The sequence below is a fragment of the Microbacterium sp. No. 7 genome (assembly GCF_001314225.1).
Taxonomy (GTDB): Bacteria; Actinomycetota; Actinomycetes; order Actinomycetales; family Microbacteriaceae; genus Microbacterium.
Genome location: NZ_CP012697.1, coordinates 3274192 through 3296338 on the forward strand (window position 1 = coordinate 3274192; position 22147 = coordinate 3296338).

The 22147-nt window shown below is 73.3% G+C and carries 22 protein-coding genes; 12 read left to right on the top strand and 10 right to left on the bottom strand.

Annotation, left to right across the window (positions count from 1 at the left end; all coding sequences use genetic code 11):
• The first annotated feature begins 33 nt into the window (after positions 1-33).
• The 4 genes from AOA12_RS15260 (at position 34) to AOA12_RS15275 (ending at position 4304) form a co-directional block, all read left to right on the top strand.
• Positions 34-2079 carry a TPM domain-containing protein gene (locus AOA12_RS15260; protein ID WP_231637101.1) on the top strand — a complete coding sequence of 682 codons (2046 nt, stop codon included), beginning with the start codon at positions 34-36 and terminating at the stop codon, positions 2077-2079.
• A gap of 99 nt (positions 2080-2178) precedes the next feature.
• Entirely contained in the window at positions 2179-2913 is a 735-nt protein-coding gene (locus tag AOA12_RS15265; protein ID WP_054684625.1) for a PspA/IM30 family protein, read from the top strand.
• 105 nt (positions 2914-3018) lie between these two features.
• Positions 3019-3855 carry an arginase family protein gene (locus tag AOA12_RS15270; RefSeq protein ID WP_054684629.1) on the top strand — a complete coding sequence of 279 codons (837 nt, stop codon included), beginning with the start codon at positions 3019-3021 and terminating at the stop codon, positions 3853-3855.
• On the top strand, positions 3852-4304 hold the full coding sequence (locus AOA12_RS15275) for a hypothetical protein (RefSeq protein ID WP_054684632.1): 453 nt from the start codon (positions 3852-3854) through the stop codon (positions 4302-4304). Before AOA12_RS15270 ends, AOA12_RS15275 begins: the two co-directional genes overlap by 4 nt.
• A gap of 27 nt (positions 4305-4331) precedes the next feature.
• Here the strand turns inward: AOA12_RS15275 and AOA12_RS15280 are convergent, their stop codons facing one another.
• Complete coding sequence (locus AOA12_RS15280; protein WP_082406297.1) at positions 4332-4832, bottom strand: SIP domain-containing protein; 501 nt, start codon at positions 4830-4832, stop codon at positions 4332-4334.
• An 81-nt stretch (positions 4833-4913) separates the two neighbouring features.
• Here AOA12_RS15280 and AOA12_RS15285 point away from each other — a divergent pair, with 81 nt between their 5' ends.
• From AOA12_RS15285 to AOA12_RS15310, 6 genes are all read left to right on the top strand, one after another.
• A complete protein-coding gene (locus tag AOA12_RS15285; RefSeq protein WP_054684635.1) occupies positions 4914-5831 on the top strand; it encodes an alpha/beta fold hydrolase in 918 nt (305 codons plus the stop codon).
• Positions 5832-5992: 161 nt separating this feature from the next.
• Entirely contained in the window at positions 5993-7513 is a 1521-nt protein-coding gene (locus AOA12_RS15290; RefSeq protein ID WP_054684642.1) for an ABC transporter substrate-binding protein, read from the top strand.
• Entirely contained in the window at positions 7510-8460 is a 951-nt protein-coding gene (locus AOA12_RS15295) for an ABC transporter permease (protein WP_054684644.1), read from the top strand. The genes AOA12_RS15290 and AOA12_RS15295 overlap by 4 nt, the downstream gene beginning before the upstream one ends.
• The gene (locus AOA12_RS15300) at positions 8457-9332 is read left to right on the top strand and encodes an ABC transporter permease (protein ID WP_054684647.1); all 876 of its coding nucleotides are present in this window, start codon (positions 8457-8459) and stop codon (positions 9330-9332) included. Before AOA12_RS15295 ends, AOA12_RS15300 begins: the two co-directional genes overlap by 4 nt.
• Positions 9329-10120, top strand: a complete 792-nt coding sequence (locus AOA12_RS15305) for an ABC transporter ATP-binding protein (RefSeq protein ID WP_054684650.1) — start codon at positions 9329-9331, stop codon at positions 10118-10120. Before AOA12_RS15300 ends, AOA12_RS15305 begins: the two co-directional genes overlap by 4 nt.
• Positions 10117-10920, top strand: coding sequence for an ABC transporter ATP-binding protein (locus tag AOA12_RS15310; RefSeq protein WP_082406298.1), 804 nt, complete (start codon positions 10117-10119; stop codon positions 10918-10920). Before AOA12_RS15305 ends, AOA12_RS15310 begins: the two co-directional genes overlap by 4 nt.
• A 21-nt stretch (positions 10921-10941) precedes the next feature.
• On the opposite strand, the gene AOA12_RS15315 is transcribed toward AOA12_RS15310, so the two are convergent.
• From AOA12_RS15315 to AOA12_RS15330, 4 genes are all read right to left on the bottom strand, one after another.
• Positions 10942-11553, bottom strand: a complete 612-nt coding sequence (locus AOA12_RS15315) for a GNAT family N-acetyltransferase (protein WP_054684652.1) — start codon at positions 11551-11553, stop codon at positions 10942-10944.
• A 55-nt stretch (positions 11554-11608) separates the two neighbouring features.
• A complete protein-coding gene (locus AOA12_RS15320; RefSeq protein WP_054684655.1) occupies positions 11609-12298 on the bottom strand; it encodes a uracil-DNA glycosylase in 690 nt (229 codons plus the stop codon).
• Positions 12298-12798, bottom strand: a complete 501-nt coding sequence (locus tag AOA12_RS15325; RefSeq protein ID WP_054684657.1) for a phosphoribosyltransferase — start codon at positions 12796-12798, stop codon at positions 12298-12300. Before AOA12_RS15325 ends, AOA12_RS15320 begins: the two co-directional genes overlap by 1 nt.
• 201 nt (positions 12799-12999) lie before the next feature.
• Entirely contained in the window at positions 13000-13779 is a 780-nt protein-coding gene (locus AOA12_RS15330; RefSeq protein WP_054684661.1) for an SDR family oxidoreductase, read from the bottom strand.
• 160 nt (positions 13780-13939) lie between these two features.
• Between AOA12_RS15330 and AOA12_RS15335 the strand changes: the two genes are divergently transcribed.
• The gene (locus AOA12_RS15335) at positions 13940-15262 is read left to right on the top strand and encodes a bifunctional o-acetylhomoserine/o-acetylserine sulfhydrylase (RefSeq protein WP_054684664.1); all 1323 of its coding nucleotides are present in this window, start codon (positions 13940-13942) and stop codon (positions 15260-15262) included.
• 253 nt (positions 15263-15515) lie between these two features.
• On the top strand, positions 15516-16718 hold the full coding sequence (metX, locus tag AOA12_RS15340; protein WP_054684667.1) for a homoserine O-acetyltransferase MetX: 1203 nt from the start codon (positions 15516-15518) through the stop codon (positions 16716-16718).
• 378 nt (positions 16719-17096) lie between these two features.
• Here the strand turns inward: metX and AOA12_RS15345 are convergent, their stop codons facing one another.
• The 5 genes from AOA12_RS15345 to AOA12_RS15365 form a co-directional block, all read right to left on the bottom strand.
• On the bottom strand, positions 17097-18317 hold the full coding sequence (locus AOA12_RS15345) for an MFS transporter (protein WP_054684670.1): 1221 nt from the start codon (positions 18315-18317) through the stop codon (positions 17097-17099).
• Between the two features lie 68 nt (positions 18318-18385).
• A complete protein-coding gene (locus AOA12_RS15350; RefSeq protein WP_054684673.1) occupies positions 18386-19027 on the bottom strand; it encodes an NUDIX domain-containing protein in 642 nt (213 codons plus the stop codon).
• On the bottom strand, positions 19024-19359 hold the full coding sequence (locus AOA12_RS15355; RefSeq protein WP_054684676.1) for a thiamine-binding protein: 336 nt from the start codon (positions 19357-19359) through the stop codon (positions 19024-19026). The genes AOA12_RS15350 and AOA12_RS15355 overlap by 4 nt, the downstream gene beginning before the upstream one ends.
• A gap of 117 nt (positions 19360-19476) precedes the next feature.
• Positions 19477-21075: an FAD-dependent monooxygenase gene (locus AOA12_RS15360; protein WP_054684679.1), complete on the bottom strand. Its 1599-nt coding sequence runs from the start codon at positions 21073-21075 to the stop codon at positions 19477-19479.
• Positions 21068-22105: an ABC transporter substrate-binding protein gene (locus AOA12_RS15365; RefSeq protein ID WP_054684682.1), complete on the bottom strand. Its 1038-nt coding sequence runs from the start codon at positions 22103-22105 to the stop codon at positions 21068-21070. The genes AOA12_RS15360 and AOA12_RS15365 overlap by 8 nt, the downstream gene beginning before the upstream one ends.
• Positions 22106-22147 lie beyond the last annotated feature (42 nt).

Here is a 22147-nt window from a genome sequence, read left to right on the forward strand (position 1 = left end):
CAGATGCATGCATCGAGGCCTCGAGGAGACACTGTGACGCGATCGCGTTGGGGATTCGCTCTTGCCGTGGTGGCCGCCCTCGCGTTCGGCGGCGCCGCGCTCGGCGGCACCGCCATCGCGTCGGCCACGCCGCCCGTCCCCCTCGGCGACTCGCGCGTGGTCGACGGCGCCGACGTGCTCACCCCGACGCAGGAGTCGGCCGTGAACGATCACCTCGTCGCCGTGTCGGATGCGGCGGACCTCGACCTGTGGGTCGTCTACGTCGACCACTTCACGAACCCCTCGAACGCCGAGGACTGGGCGAACCAGGTCGCCTACGACAACAGCCTCGGCCCCGATCAGTACGTGCTCGCGGTCGCGACCGAGGGCGGCGCGTTCTATCTCTCCGGCGACCCGCAGTACGGGCCCGTGAGCGACGCGAAGCTCGGCGACATCGAGGACACGCGCATCGGCCCGCGGCTCTCCGCCGGCGACTGGGCGGGCGCCGCGACCGCGGCCGCCGACGGCCTCGCCGCCGCGGTCGGCGTGTCGATGGGCGGATCGTCGGACGGGGGCAGCGGTGCGCCGGGCATCGGCGGCATCCTCCTGATCGTCCTCGCGATCGCCGTCGTCGGCGTGATCGTCTGGCTCGTCGTGCGCTCCCGGCGCAAGGCCGCCCCCGCCCCGGCCGGCGAGGTCCCGCTCGAGGAGCTCGCGAAGCAGGCCGCGTCGGCCCTCGTGCAGACCGACGACGCCGTCAAGACGAGCGAGCAGGAGCTCGGCTTCGCGACCGCGCAGTTCGGCGACGCGGCGACCGCGGAGTTCACGCGCGTGCTCGGCGAGGCGAAGACCGGCCTCGACGAGGCCTTCCACCTCAAGCAGCAGCTCGACGACGACGAGCCCGACACCCCCGAGCAGACCCGGGCCTGGAACACGCGCATCCTCGAGCTGTGCACCGCGGCCAACGCCGCCCTCGACGCCAAGGCGGCCGAGTTCGACGAGCTGCGCAAGCTCGAGCAGAACGCCCCCGAGGCCCTCGCGCGCGTGCAGGAGCGCCGCATCGCCGTCGCGGGCGATCCGGCCGACGTCGCCCAGCGGCTGGCCGGGCTGCGCGCGACGTACGCCCCCGACGAGCTCGCCTCGATCGCCGACAACCCCGAGCAGGCCGCACAGCGCCTCGCCTTCGCCGACGAGAGCCTCGCGACCGCCGAGCACGCCATCGGCGCGGGCGACGGCGCCGCGGCCGCGGTGAGCATCCGGGCCGCCGAGGTGGCCGTCGCGCAGGTGCGCGCGCTGAAGGACGCCGTCGCCAGCCGCGCCGACGAGCTCGCGCGGGCGGAGTCGGGCGCCCGGGCGCTCATCGCCGACCTCGAGGGCGACTTCGTCGCCGCCGCGGGCCTTCCCGACGCCGACGGCGGCCTCGCGGCGATCATCGCCGCCGCGCGGCAGACCGTTGACGCGGCGAAGGCGCACCTCGGCGGCGGCCAGCGGCGCCCGCTCGCGACGCTGGAGCAGCTCGAACGGGCGAACGCCGACGTCGACGCGCGCATCGCGCACGTGCGGGGCGTCGAGGAGCAGCGGCGCCGCGCCGCGCAGCAGCTGGAGCAGGTGATCATGCAGGCCCAGGGCCAGGTCACCGCCGCCGAGGACTTCGTCGCCGCGCGCCGCGGCGCGGTCGGCGCGACGGCGCGCACGCGCCTCGCCGAGGCGGGCTCCACGCTCGTGCACGCCCGTCAGCTCGCCGCCTCCGACCCGCAGCAGGCCGTGCAGCTCGCGCAGCGCGCCAACGAGCTGGCCCGCCAGGCCATGCAGCACGCGCAGCGCGACGTGAGCACGTTCTCGTCGGGAGGCGGAGGCAGCGACCTGGGCGGCGCGATCCTCGGCGGCATCCTCGTCAACTCCCTGCTGGGCGGCGGCTCCCGCGGCTCCAGCGTTCCCCGCAGCGGCGGCTTCGGCGGCGGCTCCCGTTCGAGCGGCGGCTTCGGCGGCTCGCGCTCCGGCGGCTCCCGCTCCAGCGGCGGCTCCCGCGGCGGAAGCTTCTCGGCGGGCAGCTTCGGCGGCTCCGGCACCCGCAGCCGACGCGGAGGAGGCCGCTTCTGACTGCTGTCCGTTCACCCGGCGTTCGTCCTCCCGGGGCACATTCACGACCGACCGTTCCCACAGACCTCTCACACACTTCCCGCTAGGAAAGGAAAACCGATGGCAAAGCAGTCCATCTTCGGCCGCATCTCGACCCTGGTGCGTGCCAACATCAACGCACTCCTCGACTCCGCCGAAGACCCGCAGAAGATGCTCGACCAGCTCGTGCGGGACTACACGAACAACATCGCCGACGCCGAGGCAGCCATCGCCGAGACGATCGGCAACCTGCGCCTGCTCGAGCGCGACCACCAGGAGGACGTCAAGGCCGCCGCCGAGTGGGGCAACAAGGCGCTCGCCGCGAGCCGCAAGGCCGACCAGCTGCGCACCGCGGGCAACGCGGTGGATGCCGACAAGTTCGACAACCTCGCCAAGATCGCGCTGCAGCGCCAGATCACCGAGGAGAACGAGGCCGCCGCGATCGCGCCGAGCATCGCCGCGCAGACCGAGGTCGTCGACAAGCTCAAGGACGGCCTCAACGGCATGAAGCAGAAGCTCGAGCAGCTCAAGTCGAAGCGCTCCGAGCTGCTCGCCCGCGCGAAGGTCGCCGAGGCGCAGAACAAGGTGCACGACGCCGTCAAGTCGATCGACGTGCTCGACCCGACGAGCGAGCTGGGCCGCTTCGAGGACAAGGTGCGCCGTCAGGAGGCCCTCGCCACGGGCAAGGCCGAGATCGCGGCGTCGAGCCTCGACGCGCAGTTCAACCAGCTCGAGGACATGGGCGAGCTCACCGAGGTGGAGGCGCGCCTGGCCGCGCTGAAGTCCGGCGCCCCCACGCCCGCGATCGAGCAGTAGGTCCGTCCCGCCGAGCCGCCCCTCTGCGTCGACCCCGCCCTGGTCCCCCGGGGCGGGGTCGCGCGCCGGGGCGGGCCCGGCGATCACGAGAGAGACGGTGGGCAGGTGACCCGGTTCGTCGTCGTCCCGCAGTGGCAGGGCTCGCCCGCCGCGCGCGCGATGCTGCTCGCCGACGGCGCCGAAGCGATCGCGGGCGACCTGCCGCGCGCGGCGTGCGTGCGCGTCGACGTGCCGGCCGAGGCCGGCGAGACGCTGGGCACCGGCATCCGCCGCTACAGCTCGCTCGCCCGCATCCGCACGCTCGTCGACGAGGCACTCGACCGGGCGCTGGACGGCGCCGGCGACCACGCGGTCGTCGTGGGCGGCGACTGCGGCGTCGCGGTGCCGGCGATCGCGCACGCCGCCGCCCGGCATCCGCGCCTCGCCGTCGTGTGGTTCGACGCGCACGGCGACCTGCACGACGAGGAGTCGTCGCCCTCGGGCGCGTTCGCGGGCATGGCGCTGCGCGCCGCGACCGGCGCGACCCCCCTCGCCGCGGCCGCGGCCGTGCCGCCGCAGCGCGTCGTGCTCGCCGGCGCGCGGAGCTTCGACGGCGACGACGGGGACGGCGAGCTGCAGACGGCGCGCGCCCTCGGCATCCGCTCGCTGTCGCCCGGCGCCCTCGCCGACCCCGCCGCGCTCGTGGCGGCGCTCGACGAGACGGATGCCACTGCCGTCTACGTGCACGTCGACCTCGACGTGCTCGATCCCGCGGCCATCTCGGGCGTCGCCGACACCGTGCCGTTCGGGCTCGACGTGCCGGCCCTCACCGCCGCGATCGCCGCGGTCCGCGGGCGGATGCCGCTGGCCGGCGCCTCGATCGCCGGCTTCGCGCCCGCCACGCCCGACGCGGCGGTCGACGACCTCGGCGCGATCCTGCGCATCGTCGGAGCGCTCGCATGAGGCGACCGCCGCCCGACTGGGAGCAGCGCGCGGCGCGTGCGCTCGCGCGCGGCCGGCGCTGCGACCGGCTGATCCCCGGCTTCCTGCTCGACTCCCCCGTGAGCAGGCTGGGCTACTGGTGGGGCACCGCCGTCGGCTGGACCTGGGGGCTGATCTGGTCGACCGGCCGCATCGAACGGCGCGAGGGCCTGTGGGTGTTCCGCGGGCTCCCCGAGTGGGCCTTCGGCCGCGGCGGCGTGTGCGTCGGCGGCTGCTATCTCACGGGCGACGCCGTCGTGACCGACGCGGTGCTGCGGCACGAGGCCGTGCACGCGCGGCAGTGGCGCCGCTACGGGTTCCTGATGCCCGTGCTCTACCTGCTCGCGGGCCGCAACCCGTTCGCCAACCGCTTCGAGATCGAGGCCGGGCTCGAAGACGGCAACTACCTGCGGCGGCGCGCCGCCGGGTGAGAGCCGAACCGACCGGGATGCCGGCGATCAGGCCGTCAGGCCGAAGCGCGCGGGCACCTCGATGCGCCCCGCGTCGAGGTGCAGCGTGCCCGTGAGGTAGTCGAAGATGTCGGCCGTGCCGAGGTAGCCGCCCAGCAGGTGCACGTGCGTCGGGTCGCCCTCGGCGCACAGCATCTCGCCGGCCCACGCGGTCGCGGCGCGCACCAGCGCCTGGCCGGGGGCGCAGGCGCGGCCCGTGCCGGGGTCGCCCGTGCGGCGCGAGCGGTCGAGCCACGTGACGACCATGCGCGGCGGCACGTCGATCACACCGATCCAGCCGGCATCCGGCACCTCGATGAACACGCGCCCCGTCGAGCAGATCGGCAGCGTCGCCACGAGGGCCTGCAGCTCGACGAGCGACGTCTCGTCGGCGGTGATGAGATGCTGCACCCGCGCGTGCTTCATCGCCCGGCGTGTCTTGACCTGCGTGTCGGTGCCGGTGCCTGAGCCAGTGCCGGTGGCGGAGCGGGGAGCGGTGCGCGTCGTCATGTCACGTCCATTGTATCGGATAGTTAAGGCGAGGCTTACCTGTGGGCCGCAACTCCCCGCCCGTCGGGCACAATGGCGGGCATGGATGAGTTCTCGTTCCTCCCCGCGCAGGCGGCGCCGCTCGGCGTCGCGGTCCCCCCGGCCCGCCGGCTCACGCACACGCTCGACGACGGCCGCACGGTCAGCGCGCTGCGCTTCGGCGACGCCGAGCCCGTCGTCACCCTCCTGCACGGCGCGGGCCTCAACGCGCACACCTGGGACACGACGATCCTCGCCCTCGGCCTGCCCGCGATCGCCGTCGACCTCCCCGGTCACGGCGACTCCTCGTGGCGCGACGACGCCGACTACAGCGGCACGACGAACGCGGCATCCGTCGCCCCGGCGATCGCCGCGTGGACCTCGGCGCCGCAGGTGCTCGTCGGCCAGTCCCTCGGCGGCCTCACCGCCGCGGCCGTCGCCGACACGCACCCGGAGCTCGTGCGCGAGCTCGTCGTGATCGACGTCACCCCCGGCATCTCCAGCGACGGCGGCGCCCGCCAGATCCGGGACTTCTTCTCCGGGCCGACCGACTGGGCCTCGCGCGAGGAGCTCGTCGAGCGCGCCCTGTCGTTCGGGTTCGGCGGCAGCCCCGAGGCCGCCGCGCGCGGCGTGTTCCACAACTCGCGCGTGCGCGACGACGGCCGCGTCGAGTGGAAGCACCACTTCGCCCGCATCGCCAACCGGCTCGCCGCCGACCCGGACGCCGCCGCCGAGGCGGCGCGCCGGCAGGCCGCCTCGACCGAGACGCTCACCGCGGGCGGCTGGGAGCACCTCGCGGGCGTGCGCGCGCCGATCACGCTCGTGCGCGGCGAGCGCGGCTACGTCACCGAGGCCGACCTGGAGGAGTTCCGCACGCGGGTCCCCGCCGCGACCGTCGTCGAGGTCGCCGCGGGCCACAACGTGCAGGAGGACATCCCCGTCGAGCTCGCCGCCCTCGTCCGCGGGATCGCCGCCCGCTGACGTCCGGCGGGCACGCGGCGGACGCCCGGCCGGCGCCCGCGACCGTGGCTCATTTGTGACGCGTGCGGCGCAACCCTTGACGCGGATGGGCCTAGGCTGTACGCGCACCTGAGTAGCAGTCCGCGCCGCTGCGGCGCGCTGCCCACCCGAAAGGACCTCACATGCTCCGCCGTACGACCCTGGCCGTCGCCGCGCTGCTCACCGCCGGCGCGCTCGCCCTGTCCGCCTGCACCAGCGGCGGCGGCACCCCCGGCCCCTCCGTCAGCGCGTCGGCGGCCGCTCCCGACACCGACGCGAGCGTCACGATCCGCCTGACGCTCGGCCCGAGCAACCTCGACGTCCGCGAGACCGCGGGCTCGGCCCTCGACCAGATCCTGATCGACAACGTCTACCAGGGCCTGGTCGCGCGCACGCCCGACCAGCAGATCGTGCCCGCGCTCGCGAGCGAGTACGACGTCTCGGCCGACGGCCTCACGTACACGTTCACGGTGCGCGAGGGCGTCACCTTCCACGACGGCCAGGAGCTCACGCCGGCCGACGTCGTGTGGTCGCTGCAGACGGCGAAGGACACCCCCACGTACCGCGACTCGAAGCGCCTCGCCGGCATCACCTCGATCGCCGCCAACGGGCAGGACGTCGTGCTGACGCTCGCGCAGCCCGACTCCACGCTGCTGTGGAACCTCACCGGTCGCGCCGGCCTGATCTTCAAGACCGACGACGCGATCGACCGCAAGACGCAGGCCAACGGCACGGGCCCGTTCGTGCTCGACACGTGGAAGCAGGGCGACTCGATCACGTTCGTGCGCAACGAGGACTACTGGGGCGAGAAGGCCCAGGTGGCCGAGGTCGTCTTCGCCTACGTCCCCGACACGCAGGCGGCGCTCAACGGCGCGCTGACCGGCGAGTTCGACGTCGTCGCGGGCTTCGACGCGACTCTGACGAACGAGATCGAGGCGAACGGCGACTTCGAGGTCGTCGTCGGCGCGTCGACCGACAAGGGCACGCTCGCGATCAACAGCGCCAAGGCGCCGCTCAGCGACATCCGCGTGCGCCAGGCGCTGCGCCAGGCGATCGACAAGGAGGCCATCGTCGAGGCGCTCGCAGCCGGCACGACGATGTACGGCCCGATCCCCGAGCTCGACCCCGGCTACGAGGACCTCGGCGAGGTCGCGCCGTTCGACCCCGAGGCCGCCAAGAAGCTGCTCGAGGAGGCGGGCGTCAAGGATGCCACGCTCACGCTGACCATCCCGTCGCACTACCCCACGACGGTGTCGCAGATCCTCGTGTCGAACCTGCGCGAGGTCGGCATCACCCTCAAGGTCAACCAGGTCGAGTTCCCGACGTGGCTGCAGGACGTGTACACGAACAAGAGCTACGAGCTGAGCTTCGTGCTGCACACCGAGGCCCGCGACTTCGAGAACTGGGCCAACCCCGACTACTACTTCAACTACGACAACCCCGAGGTGCAGCGCCTCTACGCCGAGTCGCTCACCGCGACCGACGCCGACGCGGCCGCCGATCTGCTGAAGCAGGCCGCGCGCATCGTGTCGGAGGACCACGCCGCCGACTGGCTGTTCAACGGCGCGTCGGTCGTCGCGGTGGGCACGCACATCAGCGGCGTGCCGTCGGTGAACGTGAACGAGCGCCTCAACCTCGCCGAGCTGGCCAAGAGCTCGGAGTGATCAGATACGCGCTGACCCGGGCGGCCCTGCTCGTGCTGGGGCTGCTCGTGGCCAGCGCGCTGATCTTCTTCACCCTGCGTGTCCTGCCCGGCGACGTCGCCCAGCTCGTCGCCGGGCTCGACGCGCCCCCCGAGCAGGTCGCGGCGGTCCGCGAGCGGCTCGGGCTCGACGAGCCCGTGTGGACGCAGTACCTGACGTGGCTCGGCGGGATCGTCACGGGCGATCTCGGCGCCTCGCAGCTCACGGGCACGCCCGTGGCGTCCGAGCTGATGCAGAAGGCGCAGGTCACGGTGCCGCTCGGCGTGATGTCGCTGGTCATCGCGGTGCTCATCGCCCTGCCCTTCGGCGTGTACTCGGCGATCCGCCGCGGCCGGGCCGACGGCACGGCGCTGAGCGTGGGCGCCCAGGCGATCGCCGCGGTGCCCGTCGTGTGGGCGGGCATGATGCTCGTCGTCGTCTTCGCGGTGTGGCTCGGCTGGCTGCCCGCGCAGGGCTTTCCGCGCGCCGGCTGGTCGAACCCCGGCGCCGCGTTCCGCTCGCTGCTCCTTCCGGCGCTCACGATCGGCGTCGTCGAGGGCGCCATGCTCATGCGCTTCGTGCGCTCGGCCACGCTGCAGGCCGCGGGGCAGGACTACGTGCGCACCGCCGCGGCCAAGGGCCTCACGCGGTCGCAGGCGCTGCTGCGCCACGGCCTCCCCGGCGCCGGGCTGTCGATCATCACCGTGCTCGGGCTGCAGGTCGCCGGCATCCTGGTGGGCGCCGTCGTGATCGAGCAGCTGTTCAGCCTCCCCGGCATCGGCCGCATGCTCGTCACCGACGTCGGCAACCGCGAGCTGCTGAAGGTGCAGGGCGAGCTGCTCGTGCTCACCGGCTTCGTGCTCGTCGTGGGGTTCGTCGTCGACCTGCTGCACCGCGTCATCGACCCCCGGCAGCGGGAGGCCGCATGAGGCTCGCGTGGCTGCGGCGCCTGTGGGCGCTGCCGGAGGGACGCTTCGGCGTCGCCGTCGTGATCGTCGTCGGCCTCGTCGCCGCCGTGTCGGTCGTGTGGATGCCGTTCGATCCGCAGCGCGTCGACATCCGCGGCGCGTGGGCGCCGCCCGGCTGGCCGCACCTGCTCGGCACCGACCAGACCGGCCGCGACATCGCCAGCCTGCTCATGGCGGGCGCCCGCACGACCGTGTGGGTCGCCCTCGGCGCGGGGCTGGTCGCGACCGTCGTGGGCCTCGCGCTCGCCTCGCTCGGCGCGCTCACGGCCCGCTGGGTGCGGGAGTCGGTCGCCGTGCTCGTCGACGTGCTCATCGCCTTTCCCGTGCTGCTCATCGCCATGATGATCTCGGCCGTGTGGGGCGGGTCGCTGTGGGTCGTGATCGTCTCGGTCGGCATCGGCTTCGGCGTGAACATCGCGCGCGTCACGCGCCCCGAGCTGCGGCGCGTGCTGCAGAGCGACTTCGTGCTCGCGGGGCGCGCGGCAGGGCTCACGCCGTTGCAGAACCTCGTGCGCCACCTGCTGCCCAACGTCGCGCCGGTGTTCATCGTGCAGCTGTCGTGGGGCATGGCCGTCGCGGTGCTCGCCGAGGCCGGCCTCAGCTACCTGGGCTTCGGCGCCCCCGTGACGCAGCCCTCGTGGGGCCTGCTGCTCGACCAGCTGCAGCCGTACCTGTCGGCGCATCCGCTCAGCGTCGTGTGGCCGGGCCTCGCGATCAGCCTCACCGTGCTCGGGCTCAACCTGCTCGGCGACGCCCTGCGCGAGGCGACCGATCCCACGCTCTCGCACAAGACCGCCGAGGCCAAGATCCCCCCGCCGGCGGTGGTCGCGTGAGCCTCGTGGTGCAGGACCTCGTCGTCGAGCTCGGCGGCCGCCGCGTCGTCGACGGCGTCTCGTTCGAGGTGCCCGACGGCGCACGCGTCGGCCTGATCGGCGAGTCGGGCTCGGGCAAGTCGCTCACGGCGCTCGCGATCCTGGGGCTCCTCCCCGTGGGCGCCGTCGTCTCGGGCAGCATCCGGTGGCAGGGCCGCGAGCTGGCCGGCCTCTCCGACCGCGAGCTGGCGACCCTGCGCGGAGACGAGATCGGCATCGTCTTCCAGGAGCCGCAGACCGCGCTCAACCCCATCCGCACCGTCGGCCGGCAGATCGCCGAGTCGGTGCGCATCCACGAGGGGCTCGGGCGCCGGGCCGCGCTGGAGCGCGCCGTCGCCGAGGCCGAGCGGGTGCGCCTGCCCGACCCCGATCGCATCGTGCGCCGCTACCCCCATCAGCTGTCGGGCGGGCAGCGTCAGCGCGTCGCGATCGCGATGGCGCTCGCCTGCCGCCCCCGTCTGCTCATCGCCGACGAGCCCACGACGGCGCTCGACGTCACGATCCAGGCCGACATCCTCGAGCTGCTCCAGGCGCTCGTCGCCCGCGACGGCATGTCGCTCGTGTTCATCACGCACGATCTCGCGGTGCTCTCCCAGATCGCGACGCACGCCGTCGTGCTCGAGCGCGGTCGGGTCGTCGAGTCGGGGCCGCTGTCGACGCTGCTGACGGCTCCGGCATCCGCCGTCACGCAGGGCCTGCTGCGCAACGCGACCGCCACGCTGTGGCGACCGGGAGGGGGCGACGGATGACCGAGGTGCATCCCCTGCTGCAGGCGCGCGCGCTCACGCGCCGCTTCGTGCTGCCGCGCACGACGCCGTTCGAGCGCAAGAAGTGGATGACGGCGCTCGAAGACGCCGACGTCTCGGTCGACGAGGGGCGCGCCGTCGGCATCATCGGCGAGTCGGGATCGGGCAAGTCGACGCTCATCCGGCTGCTGCTGGGGCTCGACGCCCCCACGTCGGGCGAGGTGCGGTTCGACGGCCGCGCCGTGGACGCGCGCGCGGGGGCCCGGTCGCTGCACTGGCTGCGCCGGCAGACGGGCATCGTCTTCCAGGACCCCTACGCCTCGCTCGACCCGCGCATGAGCGTCGGCCGCATCGTCGGCGAGCCGCTGTGGGCGCTCGGCATCGACGGCGACCGCCGCGCGCGCGTGCGCGAGGTGCTCGCCGACGTGGGGCTCGAGGCCGACATGGCCGACCGCTTTCCGCACGAGTTCTCGGGCGGTCAGCGCCAGCGCATCGCGCTCGCGCGGGCCATCGTGCACCGGCCGCGGCTGCTCGTCGGCGACGAGCCGCTGTCGGCCCTCGACGTCACGGTGCGGGCGCAGATCCTCGAGCTGCTGCGCGAGCTGCGCACGCGCGAACGCCTCACCTTCGTGATGGTCTCGCACGACATCGGCGTCGTGCAGAACCTCTGCGACGACGTGATCGTCATGAAGGACGGCCGCATCGTCGAGGAGGGGCCGACCGAGGGCGTGCTGCTCGCGCCGCAGGTCGCCTACACGCGGCGGCTGCTGGCATCCATCCCCGTCATCGACCCGAACCGCTGAGCGGGGCGGCGGCGCGCGGCGTCAGCGCGAGAACAGCCCGCGCCTCTTCTTGGGCTTCAGGTGCTTCTGCAGGTAGATCGTGCCGAGCCAGCGCCCGAACTTGAAGCCGACGCGCCCCATGCGGCCCACCTCGACGAAGCCGAGCCTCTCGTGCAGCGCGACCGACGCCTCGGCGCCCTTGTCGCTGATCACGGCGACCATCTCACGGATGCCCCTGTCCTCGCACGCCGCGATCAGCGCCTCCAGCAGCGCGCGGCCGAGGCCCTTGCCCGCGGCGGCCTGACCGAGGTAGATCGAGTTCTCGACCGTGTACCGGTACGACGACTTGCCGCCCGACCACGGGGCGACGAGCGCGTACCCGAGCACCTGGCCCGTCGGCGAGACGGCGACGAGGAACGGCAGGTCGAGCTTCTGCAGGTAGTCGAACTTGTCGAGCCACTTCGCGTGCGACCACTTCTTCTCGTCGAAGGTCACGACCGAGTTGGTGACGTAGTAGTTGTAGATCTCGCGCACGTCGGGCATGTCGGTGCGCTCGGCGGGCCGGATCTCGTACGAGAACGGCGGCTCGGGGGTGCTCCGACGGCGCAGATGACGCGGCGGACGCCGACGTCGGTTGTATTCCTCTTCGAGCACGGTGCCAGCCTAGGCCGGTCGCGTCACGAAAGTGTTACGGCACGAGCGCGCGACGCTATGCCACGCGCCAGTCGACGGGGGCGGCGCCCTGCTGCTCGAGCATCGCGTTGGCGCGCGAGAACGGCCGCGAGCCGAAGAAGCCGCGGCTCGCCGACAGCGGCGACGGATGCGGCGATGTGATGCGCGGGGTGCCGCCGAGCAGCGGGGCGAGGTTCGCGGCATCCCTCCCCCACAGGATCGCGACGAGCGGGCGCTGCCGCGCGACGAGCACGCGGATGGCGTGCTCGGTCACCTTCTCCCAGCCCCAGCCGCGGTGGGATGCCGGCGCGCCGGGGCGCACGGTGAGCACCCTGTTGAGCAGCATGACGCCCTGATCGCTCCATGCGGAGAGGTCGCCGTGCGGTGCGGGCGCGATGCCCAGATCGGCGTGCAGCTCCTGGTAGATGTTGGCGAGGCTGCGCGGCAGGGGGCGCACGTGCGCGTCGACCGCGAACGATAGGCCGATGGGGTGCCCCGGCGTCGGGTACGGGTCCTGCCCGACGATGAGCACCTTGACCTCGGCGAGCGGGCGCGCGAAGGCGCGCAGCACGTTGTTGCCCGCGGGCAGGTAGCCGTGGCCGGCGGCCTTCTCGGCGCGCAGCCGGTCGCCGAGCGCGGCGATGTCGGCCGCGACGGGGGCGAGCGCCTCGGCCCACTCGGCGTCGATCAGCCCGTTCTCGGCGAGCTCCGGCAGCGACATGGCCATCAGGCGCTGCCCTCGCGGCCGGCGTCCTCCTCGAGCACGGAGCCGCGCGCCGACCACGGGAAGTCGATCCAGCGGTCGGTGTCGAGGAACACGTAGTCGGGGCGAACGATCGAGGCGGGCTTGCCGTAGATCGTGACCGACCGCACGTCGGCGCCCTGCGACCGCAGCAGCTCGACGGCGAGCGCGAGCGTGCGGCCGCTGTCGGCGACGTCGTCGACGAGCAGCACGCGCCGGCCGCCGAGATAGCTCATGTCGAGCTCGGGCGGCAGCACCTCGGGACGGTCGAGCACGGTGCCGATGCCGGTGTAGAACTCGACGTTGAGCGCGCCGCAGTTCTTCACGCCGAGGCCGTAGGCGATGGCGCCCGCGGGCAGGAGCCCGCCGCGGGCGATCGCGACGACGACCTCGGGCAGGAAGCCGTCGGCGACGATGCGTCGCGACAGCGCCCGCGTCGCCTCGCCGAAGCCGTCCCAGGTCAGAATCTCGCGCTCGTCCGTCACGGCACCAGACTACGCGCTGCCGCCCGCCCCATCCCCACAGCACGGCCCCAGCCCCAGCGAGACGGTGGGTTTCTCGCCGAGACGGTGTCCAGCCGCTGCCGAGATGGTGGACTTCTCGGCGAGAAGCCCACCATCTCGGCGGCGCGGGGGGCGAGCGGCGCGGGACGGGCTGGGACGCGGGGCCGGGACGGGACCGCGGGATCAGGGGGTGCGGGGGCGAAGGGGGCCGCGGGCGAGCAGGTGCTGGGCCGACTGGGCGACGGGGCGCATCGTGACGAGGTCGAGGTTGACGTGACCCGGGGCGTTCAGCGCGTAGGCGATGACGTCGGCGACGTCGCCCGCCACCAGGGGCTGCTCGACGCCGTCGTACACCTGTGCAGTGCCCGCCGCGTCGCCGCGCAGGCGGTTGAGCGTGAACTCCTCGGTGTAGACCATGCCCGGCGCGATCTCGGTCACGCGGATCGGCTCGCCGTTGAGCTCCAGCCGCAGCGCGTGCACGAGCATCGCCTCGCCGGCCTTGGCCGCGTTGTAGCCCGCGCCGCCGGGATACGCCGTCTGCGCGGCCGTCGACGTGACGTACAGGGTGTCGGCATGGCCGTCGCGGGCCGCGGCCGCGCGCAGCAGCGGCAGCAGCGCCGCCGTGAGCAGCTGCGCCGACAGCACGTTCGCCTCGAACATCCATCGCCAGTCGTCGGCGCGCCCGTCCTCGACGCGGTCCGACCCGCGCGCGCCGCCCGCGACGTGCACGAGCGCGTGCGCCCCGCCCGTGGATGCCAGGTGCTCCGCGAGCGCCGCGACGTCGGCCTCGCGGGTGAGGTCGGCGGCGAACGACGCCGACCCGGCCTCGCGGTCGAGCGCGTCGAGCCGGTCGGCGCGGCGGGCGACGCCCACGACGTCCCATCCCGTCGCGCGCAGCGCGCGCACCGTCGCCTCTCCGATCCCCGAGCTCGCTCCCGTCACCACTGCACGCCGTGTCGTCATGACCCCACGCTATCGAGCCGTTCCGCCCGCCGGCGCGCGGGCCGGTTGATGACGTCACATTTCCCCGGCCTTGTTGACAGAACGGCCTCTTGCCTACTCTCAATGCTGTGGCCGCGGCATCCGCCGTCGGCCTTGAGCATGAACGATGGAGTCCTCCGTTATGTCCGCACCCGAGAACTGGCGTTTCGAGACCACGCAGATCCACGCCGGCGCACAGCCCGACCCGGTGACCAAGGCGCGGGCGACCCCGATCTATCAGACGACGTCGTACGTCTTCGACAACGCCGACCACGCGGCCAACCTCTTCGCGCTCGCCGAGTTCGGCAACATCTACACCCGCATCCAGAACCCCACGCAGGACGTCGTCGAGCAGCGCATCGCGGCGCTCGAGGGCGGCACGGGCGCCCTGCTCGTGTCGTCGGGCCAGGCGGCCGAGACGTTCGCCGTGCTGAACATCGCCGAGGCCGGCGACCACATCGTGTCGTCGAGCTCGATCTACGGCGGCACGTACAACCTGTTCAAGTACACGCTCGCGAAGCTCGGCATCGAGGTCACGTTCGTCGAGAACCAGGACGACCCCGAGGAGTGGCGCCGCGCCGTGCGCCCCAACACGAAGCTCTTCTTCGCCGAGACGATCGGCAACCCGAAGATCAACGTGCTCGACATCAAGACGGTGGCCGACGTCGCGCACGAGGCGGGCCTGCCGCTCATCGTCGACAACACGATCGCCACGCCGTACCTCATCCGTCCCTTCGAGCACGGCGCCGACATCGTCATCCACTCCGCCACGAAGTTCCTCGGCGGCCACGGCACGGTCATCGGCGGCGTCATCGTCGACGGCGGCAGGTTCGAGTGGTCGAAGCACGTCGACCGCTTCCCCGGCCTCACCGAGCCCGACCCGTCGTACCACGGCGCCTCGTACACGACCGCGGTCGGCGACGGCCTCGCCTACATCATCAAGGCGCGCGTGCAGCTGCTGCGCGACCTGGGCTCGGCGATCTCGCCCAACAGCGCCTGGCTGCTGCTGCAGGGCATCGAGACGCTGTCGCTGCGCATCGAGCGTCACGTGCAGAACGCCCAGGAGATCGCGGAGTGGCTGGAGAGCCACGCCGACATCGCCTCGGTCAACTACTCGGGCCTGCCCACGTCGCCGTGGTACGCCGCCGCGAACGCCTACGCGCCCCGCGGCGTCGGCGCCGTGCTGTCGTTCGAGCTGAAGGGCGGCGTCGAGGCGGGCCGCGAGTTCGTGAACTCGCTCACGCTGTTCAGCCACCTCGCGAACATCGGCGACGTGCGCTCGCTCGTGATCCACCCGGCCTCGACGACGCACTCGCAGCTCACCCCCGAACAGCAGCTGAGCGCCGGCGTCACGCCGGGCCTCGTGCGCCTCTCGGTGGGCCTGGAGAACATCGACGACCTCAAGGCCGACCTCGAGCAGGCGTTCGCCGCCGCGCGCAAGGTCGCCGAGGCCGCGCGCGTCTGACCTCCTCCTCACAGGGCACGGTGCCCCCGCCCCTCCGGGCGGGGGCACCGTCGCATCCTCCCCCTTACTTCCTCACCGCGAGTCTTCCCCACCGCGAGAGTGCATCTGGCGGCCGAGGGTGCAGCGGCGCCCCTCATCCTCGGCCGCCAGATGCACTCTCGGCGGCCGGATGCATTCTCGGCGAGGGGCGCCTGGGCGGCGGGGCGTGTAATACGGCGAGGGGGGTGCGCGGGGGCGGGGGAGAATGGATGCCATGGACTGGCAGACCTCCGAAGACACGGTGCCGAGCGCGCCGATCACCGAGGCCGATGCCCGGCTCCTGCGCGCCCGGCCGCCGGCGACCGGCGCCTGGCGCGACGGCGACCCGCCCGGCGACCGCCGGTTCGCGTGGCTGGGCGCCTTCACGACCGAGGGCGGGCGTGAGCTGCCCGCGATCCGCCTCGCCTACGAGACGTGGGGCGAGCTGAGCCCCGCGCGCGACAACGCCGTGCTCATCGCGCACGCGCTCACGGGCGACAGCCACGTGCGCGGCGCGGCCGGTCCCGGTCACGCGACCGAGGGCTGGTGGGGCGACGTCGTCGGCCCCGGCTGCGCGATCGACACCGATCGCTGGTTCGTCGTCGCCCCCAACATCCTCGGCGGATGCCAGGGCTCGACCGGCCCGTCGAGCATCGGCCCCGACGGCGCCGAGTGGGCCGGACGCTTCCCGTACCTCACGATCCGCGACCAGGTCGCCGCCCAGGCCCTGCTGGCGGACCACCTCGGCATCCCCTCGTGGGCCGCCGTCGTCGGCGGCTCGATGGGCGGCATGCACGCCCTCGAGTGGGCGATCACGCACCCCGAGCGCGTGCAGCGCCTCGCGGTGCTCGCGGCTCCCCCGTTCAGCACCGCCGACCAGGTGACCCTCAACTCCGTGCAGGTCGAGGCGATCCAGATCGACCCGCGCTTCCAGCACGGCGAGTACTACGACGCCCCCGACGGCGAGGGCCCGCACCGCGGCCTCGCGCTCGCCCGCCGCATGGCGCTGCTGAACTACCGCACCGCCACCGAGCTCAACCAGCGGTTCGGGCGGTCGTGGCAGTCGGGCAAGAGCCCCCTCGGCCACGGCGGCCGCTTCGCGGTCGAGAGCTACCTCGACTTCCACGGCAACAAGTTCACGCGCCGGTTCGACGCCAACAGCTACATCACGCTCGTCGAGGCGATGAGCTCGCACGACATCGGCCGCGATCGTGGCGGCATCGAGGCCGCCCTCGCACGCGTCACCGCCCGCACCCTCGTGCTCGGCATCGACAGCGACCGGCTGTTCCCGCTCGACGGGCAGCAGCGCATCTCCCGCGGCATCCGCTCCACGATCGACGACGAGACCGTCGTGATCACGAGCGACTTCGGCCACGACGGCTTCCTCATCGAGACGCCGGCCGTCGGACACCACCTGCAACGACTGCTCGAGAGCTGACCGCGGCGGGGCGGGGGCTCCGCACCGCACGACGCCGCACCACACGGCGCCGCACCGCACGACGCCCTGTCCGTCGTCCCTCACCCGCGCCTCCCTTCCCCGTCTCCCCCATCACCGGGACAGGAGATATCACGGGGGCAGGACGATGCGCGCGGAATCGTCCTGCCCCCGTGATATCTCCTGTCCTCGCGCAGCCGCGCGTGCGCCGGAGCACGCGCGGCCCGCACCGGCCGACGACTGACCGTCGTCGACCACCGCGCCCGCCGCCGGGGCATCCGCTGATGCCCGCTGAATCGACGGATGGAATGAGACGCTGTTCAACGGTCGAAACCGGACGGCGACGGTCCCGCCGGCGAGAGCTGAGAGCCATCCGCGCGATCAGGGACGACGCAGCCGCGCGCCGCGATCCTCCGCCCGGTACGACGCGACGGCGAACGCGAGGCCGAGGAGCGCCAGCACGACGCCCGTCCACGCGGGCGCCGTGAACCCCCAGCCCCAGGCGATGACGACGCCGCCGAGGAACGCGCCCAGGCTGTTGCCGATGTTGAGCGCGGAGTGGTTGAGGGCGGCGGCGATCGACTGGTTGTCGCCCGCGACGTCCATGAGCCGGGTCTGGATCGCGGGGGCGAGCACCGATCCCAGCGCTCCCGTCAGGAAGACGAACACGATGAGGCACACGATCCAGCCGGCCGTCAGGGCGAGCAGCACGAGCACGGCGGCGAGCGCGACGAGGCTGCGCAGCAGCGTGCGCCGCAGGTCGATGTCGGCGTAGCGGCCGCCGAGCAGGTTGCCGACCGTCATGCCCACGCCCATGATCACGAGGATGACCGGCACGACCCACTGCGGTGAGCCCGCCACGTCGGTCACGACGGGGGCGATGTAGCTGTAGATCGCGAAGAACCCGCCGAACCCGATCGCCCCGACCGCGAGCGTCGCCCACACCTGTCCGATGCGGAAGACGCCGAGCTCGGCGCGCAGCGTGCGCCCGGGCTCGCCGCGGCTCGGCGGCACGAACAGCGCGATGGCGATCGTGGACGCCACGAACACGACGGCGACGCACGCGAACGCCGCACGCCACCCCGCGTGCTGCCCGAGCAGCGTGCCGAGGGGCACGCCCACGATGTTGGCCAGCGTGAGGCCGGTGAGGATGAACGCGGCGCCCTTCGCGCGGTTGCCGGGTCCCATCATGTCGGCGGCGACGAGCGCGCCGATGCCGAAGTAGGCGCCGTGCGGCAGCCCCGCGAGGAACCGCGCGACGCAGACGAGCTCGAAGGTCGGCGCGAAGACGATGAGGCCGTTGAAGACCGTGAGGGCGACGGCGAGCGCGAGCATGACGCGGTGCCGCGGGAAGCGCGCGACGGAGCCGGCGATCGTGGGGGCGCCCACGACGACGCCGAGGGCGTACAGGGAGATGAGCCAGCCCGCCTGGCTGAGCGCGATCTCGGGGGATGCCGTCCACTGCGCGGCCAGCAGGTCGCGCGCGATCTCGGGCAGCAGGCCCATCGCGACGAACTCGGTCATGCCGATGCCGAAGCTGCCGATGGCGAGGGAGATGAGCGCCCTCTTCGCCGCGCCCCTCGAAGGAGTCGAGGACGTCACCGTGCGATCCTATCGCCCCTGCCGCCTCGGGATCGAATCGTTACGACCCTGGTCGGCGCGCGTGCCGATCAGTCGTCGGCGATGTACGCCCACGGCAGCGACGAGCGGTCGAACCGGTGCCGACGGGGACCGCCGTCGCCGCCCGGATACTCGCCGTCGCCCTCCCACAGCAGGATCTGGCCGTGCAGGTGCGTGTCGAAGTGCCGTACCCCGCGCGCCCGCGTCGCCTCGAGCAGATCGTCGATGTCGTCGTGCCGTGCCAGCGTGTGCAGGGTCACCCACGTCGGCGGCGCCAGCAGCAGGCCGCCGGCCGCGTGCCGCTCGAGCGCGTCGGCGGGGCGCAGCCATGCGGCATCCACGACCTCGCCGGGGTCGGTCGCGATCGGCCCGCCCGGATCGCGCGCGAGGAAGAACCACGTGCGGAAGCGCAGCGGACGGTCGGCCGCGGGCGTCCAGCGCGCCTGCAGCAGCAGCTCGTCGGGGTCGAGCTCCAGCGCGACCTCCTCGCGCGTCTCGCGCACGGCCGCCGAACGCGCCCTCTCGACGAGGTCGTCGCCGGCGTCCTCGGCGTCGATCTTGCCGCCCGGGAAGACCCACATCCCCGCGAAGTTCCCGCGATCGGGCCGCTCGAGCATGAGCGTCTCGATCCGGCCGCGCGACGCGCGGAGCAGCACCGCCGTGGCGGCGTACCGCAGGTCGCCCTCGGTCATCCGTCCGCGTCCGCGTGGTCCTCGGCCGTGCGCTCGTCCAGCGCGCGCTCCAGGCGCTCGACCTTCGCGTCGATCTCGCCGCTGTATCCGGGACGGATGTCGGCCTTGAGCACGAGGGACACGCGCGACCCGAACGGCTGCACGGCGTCGACGGCGCCCTTGACGACGGCCATCACCTCGTCCCACTCCCCCTCGACCTCGGTGAACATCGACGTCGTGCGATGGGGCAGGCCGCTCGCGCGGACGACCTCGACGGCGGCGGCGACGGCGTCGTGCACCGAGCCGTCGGATCGGCCGGTGCCGCTCGGAGCGACGGAGAAGGCGATGAGCATGGGAACCTCCGGGAGTAGACGACTCCACCGTACCCGCGGGCCGTTCCCGCCCGCGACCATCTGCCGCGCCCGCGCGAGCGGGTCCCGCACGCGGCCGTGCGGGACCCGCTCGACGGCTCACACGGTCTGCGCGACGCGCCCCAGCACGACGTCGACCACCGCGGGGTCGCCGTCGCCGGGCTCGCCGGAGACCCACGCGACGTGCGCGTCGGGACGCAGGATGAGCGCGCGGCGGGCGCCCGGCGCGCCCAGCAGCCCGGCCATCGTCTCGTCGTCGAGCGCGACCGCGCTCACGGCCACCCCCGCGCCGCCGCCCGCGTCGAGGAACCACGACGGATCGTGCGCGGAGCCGTGCAGCAGCGCGAGCCCTTCGCCGGGCGTGTCGACGAGGGCGCGACCGTCCGGCAGCCACCGGTGCGGCACCTGCTTGCCGACCTCGGCGAGCGGGGACGCCGAGAACCGCGCGCCCGTCGCGACCCGCGGGCCGGACAGCACGGGCGAGCCGCCGTAGACGTAGCCGTGCGCGGCGATGCCGAGCGACAGCCGGCTCAGGTCGCGGCGGGCGATGTCCTCGAGGATCGCGGCGTCGCGCTCCTCGCCCTCGTACGCGGCATAGGCGGCGAGGCGATGCGGGCCGCGCACGTCCACCTCCTCCACGAGCGCACGGCTGATGCTCCACCGCTCCGCCTCGTACGAGTCCAGCAGCGCCTCGCCGCCCCAGCCCTGCAGCCGCGCCGCGAGCTTCCAGCCGAGGTCGGCGCCGTCCGCGATGCCCTGCTGCAGGCCGAGGGCGCCCGGCGGCGTCGCGTGCGCGGCGTCGCCGGCGAGGAACACGCGGCCGGCGCGCTGCCGCGAGGCGTAGAACGCGTTGGCCCGCCAACGGCGCACGCTCGCCCACTCGATCTCCACGTCGCCGCGGACCGCGAGCCGCACGAGCGCGGCCGCATCGGTCAGGAGGGGCTCGACGTGCGGTGCGACCTCCTCGATCTGCAGCGTCCACCGCCGTCCGGCATCCTGATGCAGCACGTAGGCGATGAGGTCCTCGTTGATGACCCAGTACTGGTTGTGGTCGCCGAGGCCGTGCAGCGCCCCGAGCCCCGGGGCGACGAACTCGACGGTGTGCCGCGTCGTGAAGTGCGGATGCCCCTCGATGCCGATGCCGACCGCGGCGCGCGTGGGGCTGTTCGCCCCCTCGGCGCCCACCGCGTACTGCGCGCGGACGGTGACCGGCACGCCCGCATCGTCCTGGACGACGACGGTGACGCCCTGCTCGTCCTGCACGAGGTCGCCGCCGAACGTGCAGCCGTAGAGCGTGGTCACCGACGGCTGCCGGGCGATCTCCTCGCGCAGCACGGTCTCCAGCACCGACGAGGGCACGTTCTGCATGATCGCCGGCGCGGTGGTCGCCTCGTCGGCCCGGCTGCGCGGACCGCGCACGTCGAGCACGCGATCACACAGGCCCGTCGTGATGACGCTGGTGCGGGGCCAGCCCGGCGGGACGGGGGCGCGCGCGCGGATCTCCTCCTCGACGCCCAGCGTCCGCATGATCGTCATGACGAGCGACGAGGCGCCGCCGGCGCGCACGCCGGGGAGCGGCTCGTGCCCCTTGTCGACGAGCACGGTGCGGATGCCGCGGCGTCCGAGCGCGAGGGCGAGCGTCGCGCCCGACGGGCCGCCGCCCAGGATGACGACGTCGGTATCGATGCGGTCAGCCACCGTAGACCTCCGTCAGGATCGAGGTGTCGAAGAGGGACTCGTCGGCGTCGATGCCGCGCTTGTCCAGGGTCGCGAGCGTGCGCTCCATGCCGGCGTCGGAGAGCCAGAAGATCCCCGGCGCGTCGTCGTCGGTCTGGAACAGCGACACCTGCGCCGTCGCCTGCGCGACCTGCTGGGCGCGGTCGAGCCCGTTGTCCTTGCCGTAGACGTCCACGGCCAGGTCGGCGGCCGCCTCGGGATCGGCGAGCGCGTCGTTCCAGCCGGCGATCTCGGCGCGCAGGAAGCGCACCACGGCGGCGCGCTTGGCGGGGTCGGCGAGCGTGCGCTCCGTGACGATGTAGGTGAAGTCGAGCTCGTCGAAGTTGTTCTCCGCCATCGGGATCAGCACCGGCTCGATGCCCTGCGCCTCCAGCACGAGGGGCTGGCTCGTGGCGATCGTCATCATCGCGTCGACCTGACCGGACAGGAGCGGCGCGGCGTCTCCCTGGATCGAGACCAGCTCCACCTCGTCCTCCGCGATGCCGTTCGCCTCCAGGAACGCGATGACCATGGCGAAGTTGCTCGACACCGCGCCGAGCTTCCTGCCCTTCAGCTCCGCGAGCGTCTCGATCGGGTTCTCGGGCAGCGACATGACGACCGTCGCGCTGTGCTGGTAGCCGGCGCCGATGATCTTGAGGTCGGCGCCCTCGGCGCGGGCCATCGCCACGTTGGCCGCCGACGAGATCCCGATGTCGGCGGTGCCCTGCGCGACGAGCGGGTCGATCGCGATGCCGACGCCGCCGGGCGTCATGGAGACGGTGAGGTCCTCGTCGTCGTAGTGGCCGTTCTCCTGCGCCATGTAGCTGCCCGCGAACTGGGCGTTGGCGATGAACCGCAGCTGCAGGCTCAGGTCGGCGTGCTCCACGGCGGCATCGGTCTCGGTGCTCGCGGCGGGCTCGGCGGGGGTCGTGGCGGCGCAGCCGGTGAGGGCGAGGGCCACGGCGAGCGAGGCCGCGGCGGCGCGCACGAGGCGCGAGGCGGTGCGGGGCATGGTGTCTCCTTCGGGGCGGGACGGGCAGGGCGGATGACGCCG